Origin of the sequence: Nocardioides sp. NBC_00163 (assembly GCF_045206295.1) — a bacterium.
Lineage (GTDB): Bacteria > Actinomycetota > Actinomycetes > Propionibacteriales > Nocardioidaceae > Nocardioides.
In genome coordinates this window covers 2,560,097-2,574,525 of the sequence record NZ_CP108155.1, presented here as the reverse complement: position 1 = coordinate 2,574,525, position 14,429 = coordinate 2,560,097, and the positions used below count along the sequence as shown (strand labels likewise).

The 14,429-nt window shown below is 69.0% G+C and carries 15 protein-coding genes and 1 tRNA gene; 4 read left to right on the top strand and 12 right to left on the bottom strand.

What is annotated here, in order from left to right; translation table 11 throughout:
• Positions 1-2 precede the first annotated feature (2 nt).
• Entirely contained in the window at positions 3-794 is a 792-nt protein-coding gene (locus OG801_RS12410; RefSeq protein ID WP_406035923.1) for a crotonase/enoyl-CoA hydratase family protein, read from the top strand.
• On the opposite strand, the gene OG801_RS12405 is transcribed toward OG801_RS12410, so the two are convergent.
• The 3 genes from OG801_RS12405 to OG801_RS12395 form a co-directional block, all read right to left on the bottom strand.
• Complete coding sequence (locus OG801_RS12405) at positions 776-1,609, bottom strand: hypothetical protein (protein WP_406035922.1); 834 nt, start codon at positions 1,607-1,609, stop codon at positions 776-778. The genes OG801_RS12410 and OG801_RS12405 overlap by 19 nt on opposite strands.
• Positions 1,610-1,689: 80 nt before the next feature.
• Positions 1,690-2,631, bottom strand: coding sequence for an oxidoreductase (locus OG801_RS12400; RefSeq protein WP_406035921.1), 942 nt, complete (start codon positions 2,629-2,631; stop codon positions 1,690-1,692).
• Positions 2,632-2,706: 75 nt separating this feature from the next.
• Positions 2,707-3,315 (bottom strand): LysE/ArgO family amino acid transporter, encoded by a 609-nt coding sequence (locus OG801_RS12395; RefSeq protein ID WP_406035920.1) that lies wholly within the window; start codon positions 3,313-3,315, stop codon positions 2,707-2,709.
• A gap of 74 nt (positions 3,316-3,389) precedes the next feature.
• On the opposite strand from OG801_RS12395, the gene OG801_RS12390 reads away from it, so the two are divergent.
• A complete protein-coding gene (locus tag OG801_RS12390; RefSeq protein WP_406035919.1) occupies positions 3,390-4,292 on the top strand; it encodes a LysR family transcriptional regulator ArgP in 903 nt (300 codons plus the stop codon).
• Positions 4,293-4,297: 5 nt separating this feature from the next.
• On the opposite strand, the gene OG801_RS12385 is transcribed toward OG801_RS12390, so the two are convergent.
• The 4 genes from OG801_RS12385 to OG801_RS12370 all read right to left on the bottom strand — a co-directional run bounded on the left by OG801_RS12385 (position 4,298) and on the right by OG801_RS12370 (position 9,282).
• Positions 4,298-4,654, bottom strand: coding sequence for a hypothetical protein (locus OG801_RS12385; RefSeq protein ID WP_355017659.1), 357 nt, complete (start codon positions 4,652-4,654; stop codon positions 4,298-4,300).
• 90 nt (positions 4,655-4,744) lie between these two features.
• A complete protein-coding gene (locus tag OG801_RS12380; protein ID WP_406035918.1) occupies positions 4,745-5,968 on the bottom strand; it encodes an MFS transporter in 1,224 nt (407 codons plus the stop codon).
• A 99-nt stretch (positions 5,969-6,067) separates the two neighbouring features.
• Positions 6,068-7,921: an acyl-CoA dehydrogenase gene (locus OG801_RS12375; RefSeq protein ID WP_355017661.1), complete on the bottom strand. Its 1,854-nt coding sequence runs from the start codon at positions 7,919-7,921 to the stop codon at positions 6,068-6,070.
• Positions 7,922-8,037: 116 nt separating this feature from the next.
• Positions 8,038-9,282: an MFS transporter gene (locus OG801_RS12370; protein ID WP_406035917.1), complete on the bottom strand. Its 1,245-nt coding sequence runs from the start codon at positions 9,280-9,282 to the stop codon at positions 8,038-8,040.
• Positions 9,283-9,354: 72 nt separating this feature from the next.
• On the opposite strand from OG801_RS12370, the gene OG801_RS12365 reads away from it, so the two are divergent.
• Complete coding sequence (locus tag OG801_RS12365) at positions 9,355-9,807, top strand: nuclear transport factor 2 family protein (RefSeq protein WP_355017663.1); 453 nt, start codon at positions 9,355-9,357, stop codon at positions 9,805-9,807.
• Between the two features lie 91 nt (positions 9,808-9,898).
• Here OG801_RS12365 and OG801_RS12360 read toward each other — a convergent pair whose 3' ends face one another.
• The 5 genes from OG801_RS12360 to OG801_RS12340 form a co-directional block, all read right to left on the bottom strand.
• A complete protein-coding gene (locus OG801_RS12360) occupies positions 9,899-10,531 on the bottom strand; it encodes a DUF2461 domain-containing protein (protein ID WP_406035916.1) in 633 nt (210 codons plus the stop codon).
• A 35-nt stretch (positions 10,532-10,566) separates the two neighbouring features.
• A complete protein-coding gene (locus OG801_RS12355) occupies positions 10,567-11,943 on the bottom strand; it encodes an adenylosuccinate lyase family protein (protein ID WP_355017665.1) in 1,377 nt (458 codons plus the stop codon).
• Positions 11,944-12,101: 158 nt separating this feature from the next.
• Positions 12,102-12,177 (bottom strand) — tRNA-Gly (locus OG801_RS12350).
• 49 nt (positions 12,178-12,226) lie between these two features.
• Positions 12,227-13,009, bottom strand: a complete 783-nt coding sequence (locus tag OG801_RS12345) for an SGNH/GDSL hydrolase family protein (protein ID WP_406035915.1) — start codon at positions 13,007-13,009, stop codon at positions 12,227-12,229.
• Positions 13,010-13,091: 82 nt separating this feature from the next.
• Complete coding sequence (locus tag OG801_RS12340) at positions 13,092-13,793, bottom strand: hypothetical protein (protein ID WP_406035914.1); 702 nt, start codon at positions 13,791-13,793, stop codon at positions 13,092-13,094.
• Positions 13,794-13,850: 57 nt separating this feature from the next.
• Between OG801_RS12340 and dcd the strand changes: the two genes are divergently transcribed.
• Positions 13,851-14,426 (top strand): dCTP deaminase, encoded by a 576-nt coding sequence (gene dcd / locus OG801_RS12335; RefSeq protein WP_141794788.1) that lies wholly within the window; start codon positions 13,851-13,853, stop codon positions 14,424-14,426.
• Positions 14,427-14,429: the final 3 nt, after the last annotated feature.

Here is a 14,429-nt window from a genome sequence, read left to right as displayed (position 1 = left end):
CCATGCCCCTCGTCACCACCGAAATCAACGACGGCATCGCCCAGGTGCGTCTCAACCGCCCGGACAAGCTCAACGCGCTGACGCTCGAGCTGCTCCAGGAGCTGGTCGACACCGCCAAGGTGCTCGGCAAGAACCACGACCTGCGCGCCGTGGTCATCGCCGGTGAGGGGGACGCGTTCACCGCCGGTCTCGACTTCGCCTCGGTCCTGCGTGACCCGAAGAAGATCGTCGGCGCCTTCCTGCCCCGGCCCTTCCGTGGGACCAACCTCTTCCAGGAGTCGGTGTGGGCCTGGCGCCGGCTGCCGGTCCCGGTGATCGCGGCCGTCCACGGTCACTGCCTCGGCGGTGGCGTACAGATCGCCCTCGGCGCCGACTTCCGCATCGCCGAACCCGACTCGCAGTGGTCGGTCCTCGAGGGCAAGTGGGGCATCATCCCCGACATGACCGGCGTCCGGTCGCTCTCCGAGGTCGTCGGCATCGACACCGCCAAGAAGCTCACCATGACCGCCGAGCAGTTCTCCGGCGAGCGCGCCTACGAGCTGGGCCTGGTCACCGAGCTCTCCGCCGACCCGGTCGCCACCGCGACCGCCTTCGCCCGCAAGCTCTCCGAGCGTTCCCCCGACCAGCTCGCCGCCGCCAAGCGCCTCTTCAACGACACCTGGTACGCCCCCATCAAGCGCACCTTCTCCCGCGAGCGCATCGAGCAGCTCCGCCTCCTCTTCGGCGAGAACACCAAGATCGCCCGCGAGGCCGCCTTCAAGCGCGAGAAGCCGACCTACAAGCCCCGCCGCTGACCCTCCTCCGCCGAGGCGTCGCCCCGGTCGGCCGAGGCGTCGCTCAGGTTGGCCGAGGCGTCACGCGCGTCGGTTGAGGCGTCACCCGCTGACTTCTCGGCCAGCGGGAGTGACTTCTCGGCCGACGTACCTGACGCCTCGGCCTGTGCGGCTGACGCCTCGGCGTGCTTGCGGCGGCGCTTGATCTCGCCCTGGGCCAGGACGAAGGCGAGGACGATGGGCCAGACGTACTTCAGGTGGTTGGCGACCCACTTGACCCATTCGGGGACCTGTACGTTCGGCAGGTCCGGCCACGGGATCGATGGCCACGGGATGCTGGGCAGGTCGGGGAGCGGCAGGTCGGGGAGATCCGGCAGGTTCGGGAGCGGGAGGTCGATGTCCGGGAGCGAGATCCGGGCGACGATCCACGCGACGATCATCGCGGCGACGATGCCGCCGACCACGCCCGCGGCGCCGCCGAGGGTCTCGATGAGCGCATAGCGCTTGGGGTGGTCGATCACCCTTTGTTCGTACGCAGCGGCCCGTGACCCCGGCTCCGGGGTGAGGTCGGTGCCGCCGATGCCGGCCATCCCGGCCAGGTCCTCGCCGGGCTCGAAGTAGGTCGCGCGACGCGGCGTGCCGAGCCCGGAGTGGATCACGAGCAGGCTCCCGTGCTCTTTGCTCTCCAGCCGCGCCCGGTCGTCGGAGGTCTTCTTGGTGAGGATCTCCTCGCCGTCGACGGTCCACACGAACCTACGGATGATCTCCCCGGTCACCTCGAGATGATGGGCGTGCCCGGAGATCGTCCGGGACCAGATCTGGACCTTCTTGCTCACCCTGGTGAATCTAGGATCCGAGGCCCCCTCGAGGCATCGGCCGGAGGTAGCGACACGGGTCAGACTTTGGTCTGGGCCGGTCAGGGATAGGCGATGCCGGTGGTCTGCTCGGAGAGCTCCCACAGCGCCCGAGCAGCCTCGGGGTCGCGGGCGAGGCGCGAGGCGTTGACCGGCTTCGGCACACCGCGACCCTCGAAGGCGTCGCTCGGCCCGACGTACGTCCCGGGCTCCAGCCCGGGGAAGGTCGCCGCCATCAGGGCCGGCCAGGCGCCGGCCTCCGGGGTCTGCGCCATGGCCCGGACGGCGGCCTCGCCGATGCTCGCGATCGGCGCGATCATGGTCCGGGAAGCGCCGTTGGCCATCAGCCGGGTCGAGGCGAGCCCCGGGTGGGCGGCGTACGCACCGACCGGCAGCCCCGCCTTCTCCAAGCGCCGCTGGAGCTCGAAGGTGAAGAGCAGGTTGGCGAGCTTCGACTGGGAGTAGACGCCCCACGGCGAATAGCGCCCGACCTGCACCGTCGGGAACCCGAGCGGCGCCTTGCGGGCCACCTTGTGCGCCACGCTCGCCATGGTCACGATCCGCCCCTCGCCGCTCTCGGCCAGCGGCTCGAGCAGCAGCCCGGTCAGCAGGAACGGCCCGAAGTGGTTGGTCGCCATCTGCAGGTCGAGGTCGTCCACCGTCCGCGACTGCGGCGTCGCCATCACGCCCGCGTTGTTGACCAGCAGGTGCAGCGGCCCGCCGCCGTCGAAGGTCGCCGCCGCGATCGCCTCGGCCCCCGCCCGTACCGCCTGGAGCGAGGAGAGATCGAGCGCGACCCGGTCGAGGCTCGCGCCGGGAACCTCCTCGGTCAGTGCCTCCGCGGCCGCGTCGAGCTTCTCCCAGGACCGTCCTGCCAGGATCACCCGTGCCCCAGCAGCCGCGAGGCCGCGCGCGACGAAGTAGCCGATCCCGCCCAGCGTCGGTCCGGTCACCACGGCGTTCTTGCCGGTCAGGTCAGGAATATCGGAGGTCGTCCACGGCATGCGGCCACACTAGGCGGCTGGTCAACACATTGGCCGGATTTGACTATGGCCGGATTTGAAGGGCGGCCCGCCCGGTCAGCCCAGCCCGCCCAGCGCGAGCCCGCCGGCGATCGCGAGCATCATGCACCCGATGAGACTGTCGAGCACCTGCCAGGCACGTCGGCTGGCGAGCAGCGGCGCGAGGAGCCGAGCGCCGTAGCCGAGACCGGCGAACCAGATGATGCTGGCCAGGCATCCGCCGATGGCGAACCCCCAACGTGTCGAGCCGTAGGTCGCCGCGATCGACCCGTGGAGCACAAGTGTGTCGATGTAAACATGCGGGTTGAGCCAGGTGAAGGCGGCCGCTTTGGCGATCACCCGGGGGAGTGTCTCCCGGGGCGCGTCCGCGGCATCCATCCCCGAGGGCCGCAGCGCCCGCCGGAACGACCCGATGCCGTACCAACCGAGGAACACGACCCCGAACCAGCGCAGTACCTCCACCGCCCACCCGGCGCTCTGGACGACCGCTCCCATGCCGGCGACCCCGGCACAGATGAGGAGGAGGTCGGAGACCGCACACACGGCCACCACGGCGAGCACGTGCGAGCGCAGGATGCCCTGCCGCAGGACGTACGCGTTCTGGGACCCGATGGCGATGATGAGGCTGAGCCCGGTGAGGAGCCCGGCGAGGCTGGCGGTGATCACATCAGCGACGCTAAGCCGCCACGCGTCTACAGACCAGCGAAAGAATCTAACCGAAGATAAGTAACACTTAAGACATGCCCGCCCTCGACCCGACCCAGCTCGAGACCCTCGTCGTGATCGCCGAGGAAGGCACCTTCGACGCCGCGGCGAGACGCCTCCACATCACCCCGAGCGCCGTCAGCCAGCGGATCCGGGCGCTCGAGCGCGCGGCCGGGCAGGTGCTGGTGCGGCGTACGACTCCCTGCACCCCCACCGAGGCCGGCGAGCCCCTGATCAGGCACGGCCGACAGCTCCGCCTGCTGCTCGACGAGGCCGCCGCGACCCTGAGCGCTGACAAGACCGGCGACGCCACTGTCGTCGACCTCTCCGTCGTGGTCAACGCGGACACCCTCGCAACCTGGTTCCGTCCGGTGCTCGACGAGGTGGCGACCTGGGATCGGACGGCGCTGCGGATAACCGTGGAGGACCAGGGCTACTCGGCCGACGCGCTGCGCCGCGGCGAGGTCCTCGCCGCGGTCACCAGCGAGCCTAAGCCGGTCCAGGGGTGCACGGTCGAGCCGCTCGGCCGGCTCCGCTACACCCCGGGCGCCGCCCCGACGCTCATCGAGCGCCACCGCAAGGGCCGAGGCATCGACTGGGGCGCGATCCCGATGATCGTCTTCAACGAGAAGGACCACCTCCAGGACGAGGTGCTGGCGGCGCACGGCGCGACCCGACCACCGGTCGTCCACCGGGTCCCGAGCAGCCACGACTTCCACGAGGCCATCAGGCGCGGTCTCGGCTGGGGGATGCTCCTCGACGCGCAGGCCGAGGCCGACCTCGAGTCAGGCGCGACGGTCCCGCTCCCGGGCGCGAGGCCGATCGACGTCCAGCTCTTCTGGCAGCGCTGGCGCCTCGACTCGATCGCGCTCGACGACCTGAGCGAAGCGGTACGCCGCGCCGCCCGCGACCAGCTACGCCGGACGCGTCGTCGCTGATCGGGTCAGGCCCGGCCGCCGGGGTGGCCGGAGCCGAACTGCTGACCGTGAGGAGCGCCCTGCATGGGCTGGCCGGCCGGCGGGTAGTGCCCCTGCGACGGAGGGCCAGGAGGGTAAGCCCCCTGGGGGCTGCCGCCATAGGGGCTGGGGTCGTACTGCCGGTGCTCGACGGCGGTGGTGTGCTGGGACCGGTTCACCGACAGCAGCACGCCGATCACGATCGCGAGGCCGCCGGCGATCACGAAGATCCAGCCGAGTGGCTCGCTGGCGATCGCGTTGGCGAGCTCGTCGGGCAGATCCACCGCGCTGGTGAGCAGGATGAGTCCGAGGACCAGCAGGATGATCCCTAGGCCGATGGTCATGGCAGAACTCCAGAGGTTGGGGGTGGCGCGCCACGCTACCCAGCCGGTTCAGGCCCCCATACCGTCCCCCGCATCACGGCCTGCCGCAGATCAGGCCGTACGCCGCGCCCCCGCCACCCCGCGAGCCGCGACCCCGAGCAGCACCAGCAGGAGCGCGCCGAAGGCGAGCATCGCCGGCTCGGTCGCGACGTACTGCACCAGGATCCCCAGCAGCACCACCGGCACCGTGATCCCGAGATAGGCCATCAGGAAGAGCCCAGCCAGCGCCTCGCCACGGCTGTTCGCCGGCGCCACCGAGATGACGGTGGCGACCGCGGCCTTGAACGACATCCCCGACCCGGCCCCGGTGACGACGGCCCCGACGACCAGCACCCAGAACGTGCCGGACAGCAGGGCGCCGACGACGAGGAGCAGTCCGGCGGTCAGCGCGACCAGCCCCGTGGCGTACAGCCGATGGCGAGGCCAGCGCCCGGCCAGCACCTGGAAGAGCGCCGCGGCACCGAAGATGGAGAACCCGACCACGCCCGCGACGGCGTGCGAGCGCATGCCCAGATCCTCGGCGAGGAACGACGGCACCAGCGAGGTGAAGAAGCCGAACATCGCGAACGCCACGAAGCTCGCCATCCCCGCGGCGAAGTAGGCGCCGCGCGCGTCGGCCGGGACCCGCACCCGCTGCGGCCGGTAGGTCCACCCCGGCTGGTCGGTGTCGACCGTCTCCGGCGCCGCCACGACCGCGAGCAGCCCGAGCACCATGAGGAACGCGAAGACCGCGTACGGCGTGTAGAGCGGTCGCGGCGCCCACTCGGCCAGCGCGCCCGCGACCAGCGGGCCCAGGCCCAGTCCGCCGATGTTGGCCGCGGTCGCGACCACCTCGGCCCGGGTCGCCGGAGCCTCCGGCCGGCTGCGCCGGTGCAGCTCGGCGAGATGGGCCGTTGCGGTCGCGGTCAGCATCCCGACGCCCAGTCCGGACAGCAGCCGCGCCAGCAGCAGCCAGCCCAGCTCATGGGTCGAGAGGAAGATCAGCGCGGAGAGCACGTTGAGCAGCACCGCCGGCGCCACCACCCGCCGCCGCCCGAACCGGTCCGAGAGGTGGCCGGCGAGGAAGAGCGAGATCGCCACCCCCGCGCCGTACGTCGCGAACACCACCGTGATCACGAACGAGCTCCAGCCCTGCTCGTCCACGTAGAAGACGTAGAGCGGCGCCGGCGCGGCCGCGAAGCCCATCGTCACCGCGAACAGGAACGCCACCGACCAGAAACCGCGGGTGTGTTGCGCGGAGTTCGTACGCAGCCGGGGCTCGGTCACAGAGGTCACGTGACTTCTCAACCACTTCGGGTGCCCTAGGAATTCCGTCAGACGCACCGCGGCCCGCCCGGAGAACCGGGCGGGCCGCAGCGTACGAGCGGATCAGCCTCAGAAAGCAGACTCGGGCAGATCCATGATCGAGTTGTCGATCGCCTCGGCGATGGCCCGCTCAGCGGTCAGCTTCGGCAGGTTGTAGGAGGCGAAGAACTTCGCGGCGGCGACCTTGCCGGTGTAGAAGTCCTTGTCCTTGCCCGGGTCACCCGCGAGGGCGGCGAGGGCGATCTCGGCCTGGCGCAGCAGCAGCCACGCGACCACGACGTCGCCGACGGCGAGCAGCAGGCGCGAGGTGTTCTGGGCGACCTTGTAGATGTTGGTGATCTCCTCCTGGGAGGCCATCAGGTCGTTGAACATGTGCCCGACGATCGCGTTGACGTCCTCGAGAGCGGTCCCGAGCAGGGCACGCGACTCCTTGAGCTCGGCGGAGCCCTCGGCGTCGAGGAAGGCCTGGATCTCGCCGGCGATCTGGCCGAGCGCGGCGCCCTGGTTCTTCACGATCTTGCGGAAGAAGAAGTCCTGGCCCTGGATCGCGGTGGTGCCCTCGTAGATCGAGTCGATCTTGGCGTCGCGGACGTACTGCTCGATCGGGTACTCCTGCAGGAAGCCCGACCCACCGAAGGTCTGCAGCGACTCGGTGCCGAGCAGCACCCAGGCGCGCTCGGAGCCGTAGCCCTTGACGATCGGCAGCAGCAGGTCGTTGACCGCGGCGGCCAGCTTGTTCTCGTCGGAGCCGTCCTCGGTGAGGACGACCTTCTCCTGCCACGCGGTCGTGTAGTAGACCAGCGCGCGCATGCCCTCGGCGAACGACTTCTGCACCAGCAGCGAGCGGCGTACGTCGGGGTGGTGGGTGATCGTGACGCGCGGGTCCGTCTTCGCGGCGGCGACGAGATCGGCGCCCTGGACGCGGGTCTTGGCGTACTCCAGAGCGTTCAGGTAGCCGGTCGAGAGGGTGGCGATCGCCTTGGTGCCGACCATCATCCGAGCGTTCTCGATGACGTCGAACATCTGGCGGATGCCGTCGTGCACCTCGCCGAGCAGCCAGCCCTTGGCGGCCTCGCCGCCGCCGACCTGCGGGTCGCCGAAGGTGAGCTCGCAGGTGTTGGACACCTTGATGCCCATCTTGTGCTCGACGTTGGTGACGTATGCACCGTTGCGCTCGCCTGTGAGCTCACCGGTCTCGTGGTCGAAGTGGTACTTCGGCACGAGGAAGAGCGAGAGGCCCTTGGTGCCCGGGCCGCCGACGCCCTCGACGCCCTTCGGGCGGGCGAGGACGAGGTGCATGATGTTCTCCTGCAGGTCCGACTCAGCGCTGGTGATGAAGCGCTTGACGCCGGTGATGTTCCAGGAGCCGTCCTCGTTGGGCGTGGCGAAGGTCTTGCCGGCGCCGACGTCGGAGCCCGCGTCGGGCTCGGTCAGCACCATGGTGGAGCCCCACAGCTTCTCGACCATGAACTTGGCGATGCGCTTGTCGCGCTCGTTGCCGTTCTCGAAGACGACCTTCGAGAAGAACGGGCCGGCGGCGTACATCCAGATCGCCGGGTTGGCCCCGAGCAGCATCTCGGCGGTCGCCCACACGAGCGAGTTCGGGGCCACCTGGCCGCCGATCTCCTCGGGAGTGTGCAGGCTCCAGAAGCCCGACTCCATCCACGCGTCGTACGACTTCTTGAACGCGGCCGGGACCGGCGCGGTGTTCGTCTTGGGGTCGAAGACCGGCGGGTTGCGGTCGGCCTCGACGAACGACTCGGCGAGATCCTCGCGCGAGAGACGCTCGACCTCGGCGAGGATCTCCTTCGCGGTGTCGACGTCCAGGTCCGCGAAGGGACCGGTGCCGAGAACCTTGTCGGTGCCGAAGACCTCGAACAGGTTGAACTCGATGTCGCGGAGATTGCTCTTGTAGTGGCTCACTGATCCACCTTCATAACCTTTGTCGGATGTACCAGTTGCGGGAGCGCCGGTCGGCACGCACTACTGGCGGGTAACATTAAGAATAGGCTTGCCCTCGAGGGGTGGCAAGCCCGGGGCTACTCACAGGTAGGGTTCTTCGTCACAACGGTGCGCCAGGGAAGCAGTCCGGAGGAGAGCAGAAGTACGCCTCCGGCCACCGCGATCGCGGTCCGAGGGCTCGTCGCCGCGGCCAGTGCGCCGGCTGCCAGGACGCCGACGGGCTGGGCGACCTTCATGGTGATCGACCACGCCGCCTGCACCCGGGCCATGTGGTCGTCGGTGGTCTCGCGCATCCGGTACGTGGCGAAGGTCGGGTTGAAGACGCCGGCGCAGAGGATCAGCCCGAAGTTGGCGGCGGTGAACCACACGAAGCCGGCCGGGCCGCTCGGGGTGAAGGCGATCGGGATGGTCCAGAGGGTGCGCGCGACCCCGGAGCCGAGCAGCACCGCCCGCTCGCCGAGCCGGTTCGTGAGGCGAGGTGCGCACATCGCGCCGAGGATGCCGCCGAGGCAGGGCAGACCCATGGCGACGCCGTACATCCACGGCTCCATGCCGAGCACCCGCAGGGTCAGCACGGTCTGCAGCGGGCTGGTCGCGATCACGCACGAGCCGAAGAGGGCCGCGTTCAGGAAGAGTGCGCGCAGGTCGCGCCTGGCGAGGATGTAGCGCCAGCCGGCGGTCACCTCGGCCAGCCAGTGCTGCGGCTTCCTCGTCGGTGGTTGCGGTTCCGGCGTACGGATCGAGCGGATCCCGAGCGCGGAGAGCAGGTACGTCATCGCGTCGACGAGCACGGTCAGCGTCGGCCCGAACGCCGAGACGAGGGCGCCGCCGGCCGGCGGGCCGGCGGTGAAGGTGGTCCAGAACGTCGTCTCCAGCCGGCTGGTGGCGACCAGTCTGGCCTCCGGGGCGACCAGTGCCTTCAGGTGGGCGCCGGCGGCCGCGGTGAAGGCGAGCTCGCAGGTCGCGGCGAGGACGCCGACGACACACAGGTGGGCGTAGGTGAGCAGGTCGAAGATCCCCGCCGCCGGGATGCTGAGCATCGCCGCGAACCGGATCAGATCGGCGCCGATCATCGTCGGCCGCTTGAACCGGTACTCGATCCACGGCCCGAGCCGGACCCCCGCCGCCGCGGCCGTGAACCCGGACAGCGCCGCCAGCAGCGACACCTGGAACGTCGAGGAATCGAGCACCAGCACCGCGACCAGAGGCAGGGCGCCGTACGCGATGGTCGACCCGGCCTGGCTCGTCGCCGTCGCCAGCCAGAGCCGATCGAAGTCCCGCCCCGGTGTCGCGGTCCCGCGAGCGGTCTCCGAGACGGTCACCCGGTGACCCTATCCGGGCGGGACTCCACGATCAGGTAGAACACGTTCCAGTTTCGGCGTACGATCTGCCGCATGATCTCCTCCGACGCCATCACCTGGAACGCCCCCGACGACGAACACCCCGCACGTACGGCCGGGCAGCGCTCCTATGCCGCCGTCGCCAAGGGCGATCTCGACGAGTGGCTGACGATCTACGCCGAGGACTGCGTGCTCGAGGACCCTGTCGGGCCGTCGATGTTCGACCCCGAGGGCAAGGGCCACCACGGCCACGAGGGCCTCAAGGCGTTCTGGGAGAAGGCGATCGCCTCGGTCCACAAGTTCGAGTTCGAGATCAACGACTCCTTCGCCAACCCCGCCGGCAACACCTGCGCCAACATCGGCAAGATCAAGACGTCGTTCCCCGACGGCAGTTACACCACCACCGAGCTGATCATGGTCTACACCGTCAACGACGAGGGCCGCATCGCCTCCATGAAGGCCTTCTGGGAGCCAGAGCGCACGATGGCGAGCTTCACCAAGCCCTGACGCCAGATAGTCCGGGACGTTCGAGCCCATCTACCGACTGGTAATGGGCTGAAACGTCCCGGACTATCTCGACCGACTCGCACGCAGGAGTTCACGCCAAGGCGTGCTCGGCGATCCACTCGACCAGCGGACGCATGGCCCGCCAGTCCTTCTTCACCTCGCCGACCAGGTCGGGGGTGTGGATGATCGGCTCGAAGCCGATGGTGCGGCCGAGGTGGATCGACTTGTAGCGGAGGAGCTCGATCTTGGGGTGGTCCTTGGCGAAGCCGCGCGGGGCGGTCTTGAGGCGGTCGCCGGTGACCTCGTAGCCCTTCTTCTCCGCGACCGCGAGGCGTCTCTCCAGGTCAGCGCCGTAGTGGTCGTGGACGATGGCGTCGCGGAAGGCGGCCAGCCGGGGCGGCTCGAACCAGTAGCAGCCGCCACCGGTGCGGATTCCGCGCGGTGAGACCTCGACGTAGTAGCCGGTCTGCGGCGCCACGGCCACGAAGGCACCCTGGTGGGTCTTGTAGGGGAGCTTGTCCTTCGAGAAACGTACGTCGCGGTAGGGCCGGAAGATCTTGGCGCTGCCGAACTCCTCGGCGAGCTCGTCGGTGAGCGCCTTCATCGGCGCGTGGACCGACTCCTTGTAGATGTGCTTGTGGGCTTCCCAGAACGACTTGGTGTTGTCGACCTCGAGGTCGTCGTAGAAGTCGAGCGCTGCTACGGGAAAACCTTCGAAAGACACGTACGCAGCCTATCGACGTCCGTGGAACGCCAGCCTCAGACGGCGGGAATCTGGATGTCGTCGGCCACCCGGCGGGCGTGCTCGGCCATGGCGCGGGCGATGTTGGCGGACTCGCCGAGGTGGCGGCACGGGTCGAGCAGGTCGGCGATCTCGCTGCGGGTGAAGTGCTCGGAGACCTCGGGCGAATCGGCGAGGAGCGAGGCGAAGTCGATGTCGTCGACCGCGGAGCGCTGGGCGAGCTCGAAGACGACGTCGTGGGCGACCTGGCGGCCGATCCGCTCGCCGAGCTCGAGCATCAGCGACTCGGAGCCGATCAGGCCGCCGGAGAGAGCCAGGTTGGCGCGCATCCGCTCCTCGTCGAAGGTCAGGCCGGTGAAGATGACCACGAGCCTGGCGAGTACGTCCCCGGCCAGGCGAGAGGCCTGCGCGACCGCGTCCTCGAGGATGCCGGTCATGGCGCCGTTCGCCTCGTGGTCGTGGAGCATCGACTCCATCGCCGGTGCGACGAGCCCGCGCAGCTGGGTGGCGGCGGTGATGACGTCGAGGGTGAGCTGCGGGTTGCGCTTGTGGGGCATCGTCGAGGAGCCGATGGTGCCCTCGGGGATCGGCTCGAAGGCCTCCCCGAACTCGGGCTGCATCATCGAGTAGACGTCCTTGCCGATCTTGCCGGCCGTGCCGCCGAGCATCCCCAGGATCGAGACCCACTCGACCATGCCGTCGTTGATCGCGCGCGAGGGGACCGGCATCGAACCCATGTCGAGCCGGGAGGCCGTCTCGGTCTCGATGGCGCGGGCGTGGGAGCCGAAGGAGGCCATGGTGCCGGCCGCGCCGCCCATGAGCAGCCGGAAGACGCGGTCCTCGACCGAGCGGAGCCGGTCGACGTGGGCGGCGATCTCGTCGATCCAGATGGCGACCTTGAAGCCGAAGGTGATCGGGACCGCGTGCTGGGAGTGTGTGCGCCCCGGCATCGGCACCTCGGCGCCGGCCTCGGCGACCTTCGAGAGCGAGCGCAGCAGATCGCCGAGCAGGTCGAGGATCTTGTCGTGTGCCTGGCGCAGCAGGATCAGGTCGGCGGTCTGGGTGATGTTCTGCGTGGTGGCGCCCCAGTGGACCCAGCCACCGTGCTTCGCGCCGACGACCCGGCAGAGCTCCTCGACCAGCGGCGTCAGCGGGTGGCTGTGCTCGGCGGTGGCCTTCTCGATCCGGTCCATGTCGAGCTTGCCCAGATCGGCGGCCTCGGCGATCGCCTCGCCGGCCTCCGCGGGGATCACCTTCACGGCCGCCTCGGCCTCGGCCAGGGCCGCTTCGACGTCGAGTCGCGCCTGGAGGCGCGCCTCGTAGGTGAACAGATCTCCGATGCCGTGGTCGGGGACTCGTCCGTCGGTGAATCGGTTGCTCGAGCCCGCGGGCATGTCGAGTGATCCTTTACGTGTCGTTCACACAATGATTGGAAAACAGAAACCCAATCTTAATGGACGCAAGTCGCAAACACCCGCGATCGTGTGCTGCGTCACTTGGATCGTGCAAGTGAACTGAAACAGGCCGCGCCACATGGCACGGCCCGAATCTATGGAGCGGACGACGAGATTCGAACTCGCGACATCAACCTTGGGAAGGTTGCGCTCTACCAACTGAGCTACGTCCGCAGGTGCGACCAGGATGTTACCCCACACACCCAGCCAGGTGTGAAACCGGTCAGGAAAGTCGCGTCATCTGGGGATAGCGGGCCGAGAGCCCGTCGCCCGCGGGGCCGCGGAGCACGCGGCGTACGGCCCAGGGGAGGGCGCGGGCAGCCAGCCGCCGGACCTCGCGGATGGGCCCGCCGATGCTCGGCTCCTCGATGACGACCAGGGGTTTCGGGGTGGGCAGGTGGTGGCGTACGCCGAGGGTGTCGAGGACCTTGATCGCCATCAGCTGGTGGCCGGGGGCGCCCAGGAAGCCGTGGCCGTCCCAGTAGCCGGCGTCGTCGTACTCGGTCATCCGCCAGAAGTCGACCAGCGTCGCGCCGCGCCGCTGCGCGATCTCGCGGACGGCCTCGTTGTAGACCGCGAAGCGTCCGCGGAGCAGGCGCCCGACGGTCGACGCCCGCGCGCCGTACGCCGTGAAGACCAGCACCTTCGCGCCGCTGTCGACGAGCTGCTCGATCGCCGACTCGTAGGTCGCGAGCAGGGCGTCGATGTCGACGTGCGGCCACATCAGGTCGACCGACCCGCCGTAGATCGTCACCATGTCCGGCTCGAGCGCGATCGCCGCCTCGACCTGCTCCTTGACGATCCGGTCGATCCCGCGGCCGCGGACGGCGAGGTTGGCGTAGGTGAACTCGGGAGTCCGCTCGGCCATCACCTCGGCGACCCGATCGGCCCAGCCGCGTACGCCGTTCGGGCGGCGGGCATCGGCGTCACCGACGCCCTCGGTGAAGGAGTCGCCCAGCGCGACGTACCGGCGATATCCGCCGGGGATCAGCGCATCCAGTGCCATGGCCCCGATTCAATCGGGTTTGCCCCGGGACGTACGACTCTGTCGCGGAATCTGTGACGCATGGGGCAAATGGTGCTGAGGCTCACGGCAGGACAGTGGGGACCAGGTCGCTCAGCATGCTCTTGACCGTTGCGGTGGCGGCGACCGCGCTGAACTTCTCGTCCGAAAGCGTGACGACGAGCACCACTCGATCTACGCGGACCGCGCCCGCCGCCCAGCCGTCGTCGGCGTTGATGGTGGCTTGGTCCCCGATGTCGTACGGAGCGCCATCGGTGATGTAAGGCGCCTCTGAAGCCGCAGTGGCGACGTCCGGAAACTCGAGGACGTTGAGGATCGTCTCGGTCTCCGGGTCGTTCTCGGGCTCATCCTTCGGGAGGATCCAGCAGAACGTAGCCGAGGTCGGTTCTGTCGACAGTTCCGACGACAGGTCAGCGAGCCAGGGGAAGGTCTCTTGCTGCTGGCTCCATTCCGGTGACCCGGCCTTCGCGATGCCGAATTGCGACTTCACTTCCGACTCGCTCGTGAAGTAGGCGTCGGACTCGGCCAACGACTTGCATGGTTCCGTGTAGGCGTACACGTCCTGGATCGACTTGATCTGCGATCGCTGTGGGGTTGGTGAGGTCGACGATGTCGGTGTCGGGCTCGCCGACGTAGCCGGTGTGCTGCCGGCGGCGGACGGATCGGAAGCCGCGCTCGTGCTCGAGGTGGATCCGCAACCGGTGCCAAACAGCGCGACCCCGACGAAAAGTGTGAGTGCCCGAGTCACATGGGAGTTGTGACGCACAAGCGCAGCGTATGGCGGCGGCCAACGGCGCGCACGAGAACCGGTAAGTTGGGTCCCGTGCTGCTCAGCGACAAGGACATCCTGACCGAGATCCACGACGGAAGGATCGTCATCGACCCCTGGGACGAGTCGATGCTGCAGCCGTCGTCCGTCGACGTACGTCTGGACCGGTTCTTCCGGGTCTTCGACAACCACAAGTACGCCACGATCGACCCGGCCGTGGACCAGTCCGAGCTGACCCGGCAGATCGAGACCGAGGGGGATGAGCCGTTCATCCTGCACCCGGGCGAGTTCGTGCTCGGGTCGACGTACGAGACGGTCAGCCTGCCCGACGACATCGCGGCGCGCGTGGAGGGCAAGAGCTCACTCGGGCGGCTCGGGCTGCTCACCCACGCCACCGCCGGCTTCGTCGACCCGGGCTTCTCCGGCCATGTGACACTCGAGCTGGCCAACGTCGCGACCCTGCCGATCAAGCTCTACCCGGGGATGAAGATCGGTCAGTACTGCTTCTTCAGGCTCACCTCGCCGGCTCAGAACCCCTACGGCAGCGAGAAGTACGGGAGCCGCTACCAGGGCCAGCGCGGCCCAACCGCCTCGCGCAGCTTCCAGAGCTTCCACCGCACCAAGATCTGAGCG

Coding starts and splice junctions, on each gene's coding strand:
- OG801_RS12400 (WP_406035921.1), bottom strand. CDS start 2,631: ATGCCGTGGACGACCTCCGATATTCCTGACCTGACCGGCAAGAACGCC.
- OG801_RS12355 (WP_355017665.1), bottom strand. CDS start 11,943: ATGCCCGCGGGCTCGAGCAACCGATTCACCGACGGACGAGTCCCCGAC.
- OG801_RS12345 (WP_406035915.1), bottom strand. CDS start 13,009: ATGGCACTGGATGCGCTGATCCCCGGCGGATATCGCCGGTACGTCGCG.
- OG801_RS12410 (WP_406035923.1), top strand. CDS start 3: ATGCCCCTCGTCACCACCGAAATCAACGACGGCATCGCCCAGGTGCGT.
- OG801_RS12365 (WP_355017663.1), top strand. CDS start 9,355: ATGATCTCCTCCGACGCCATCACCTGGAACGCCCCCGACGACGAACAC.
- OG801_RS12385 (WP_355017659.1), bottom strand. CDS start 4,654: ATGACCATCGGCCTAGGGATCATCCTGCTGGTCCTCGGACTCATCCTG.
- OG801_RS12390 (WP_406035919.1), top strand. CDS start 3,390: ATGCCCGCCCTCGACCCGACCCAGCTCGAGACCCTCGTCGTGATCGCC.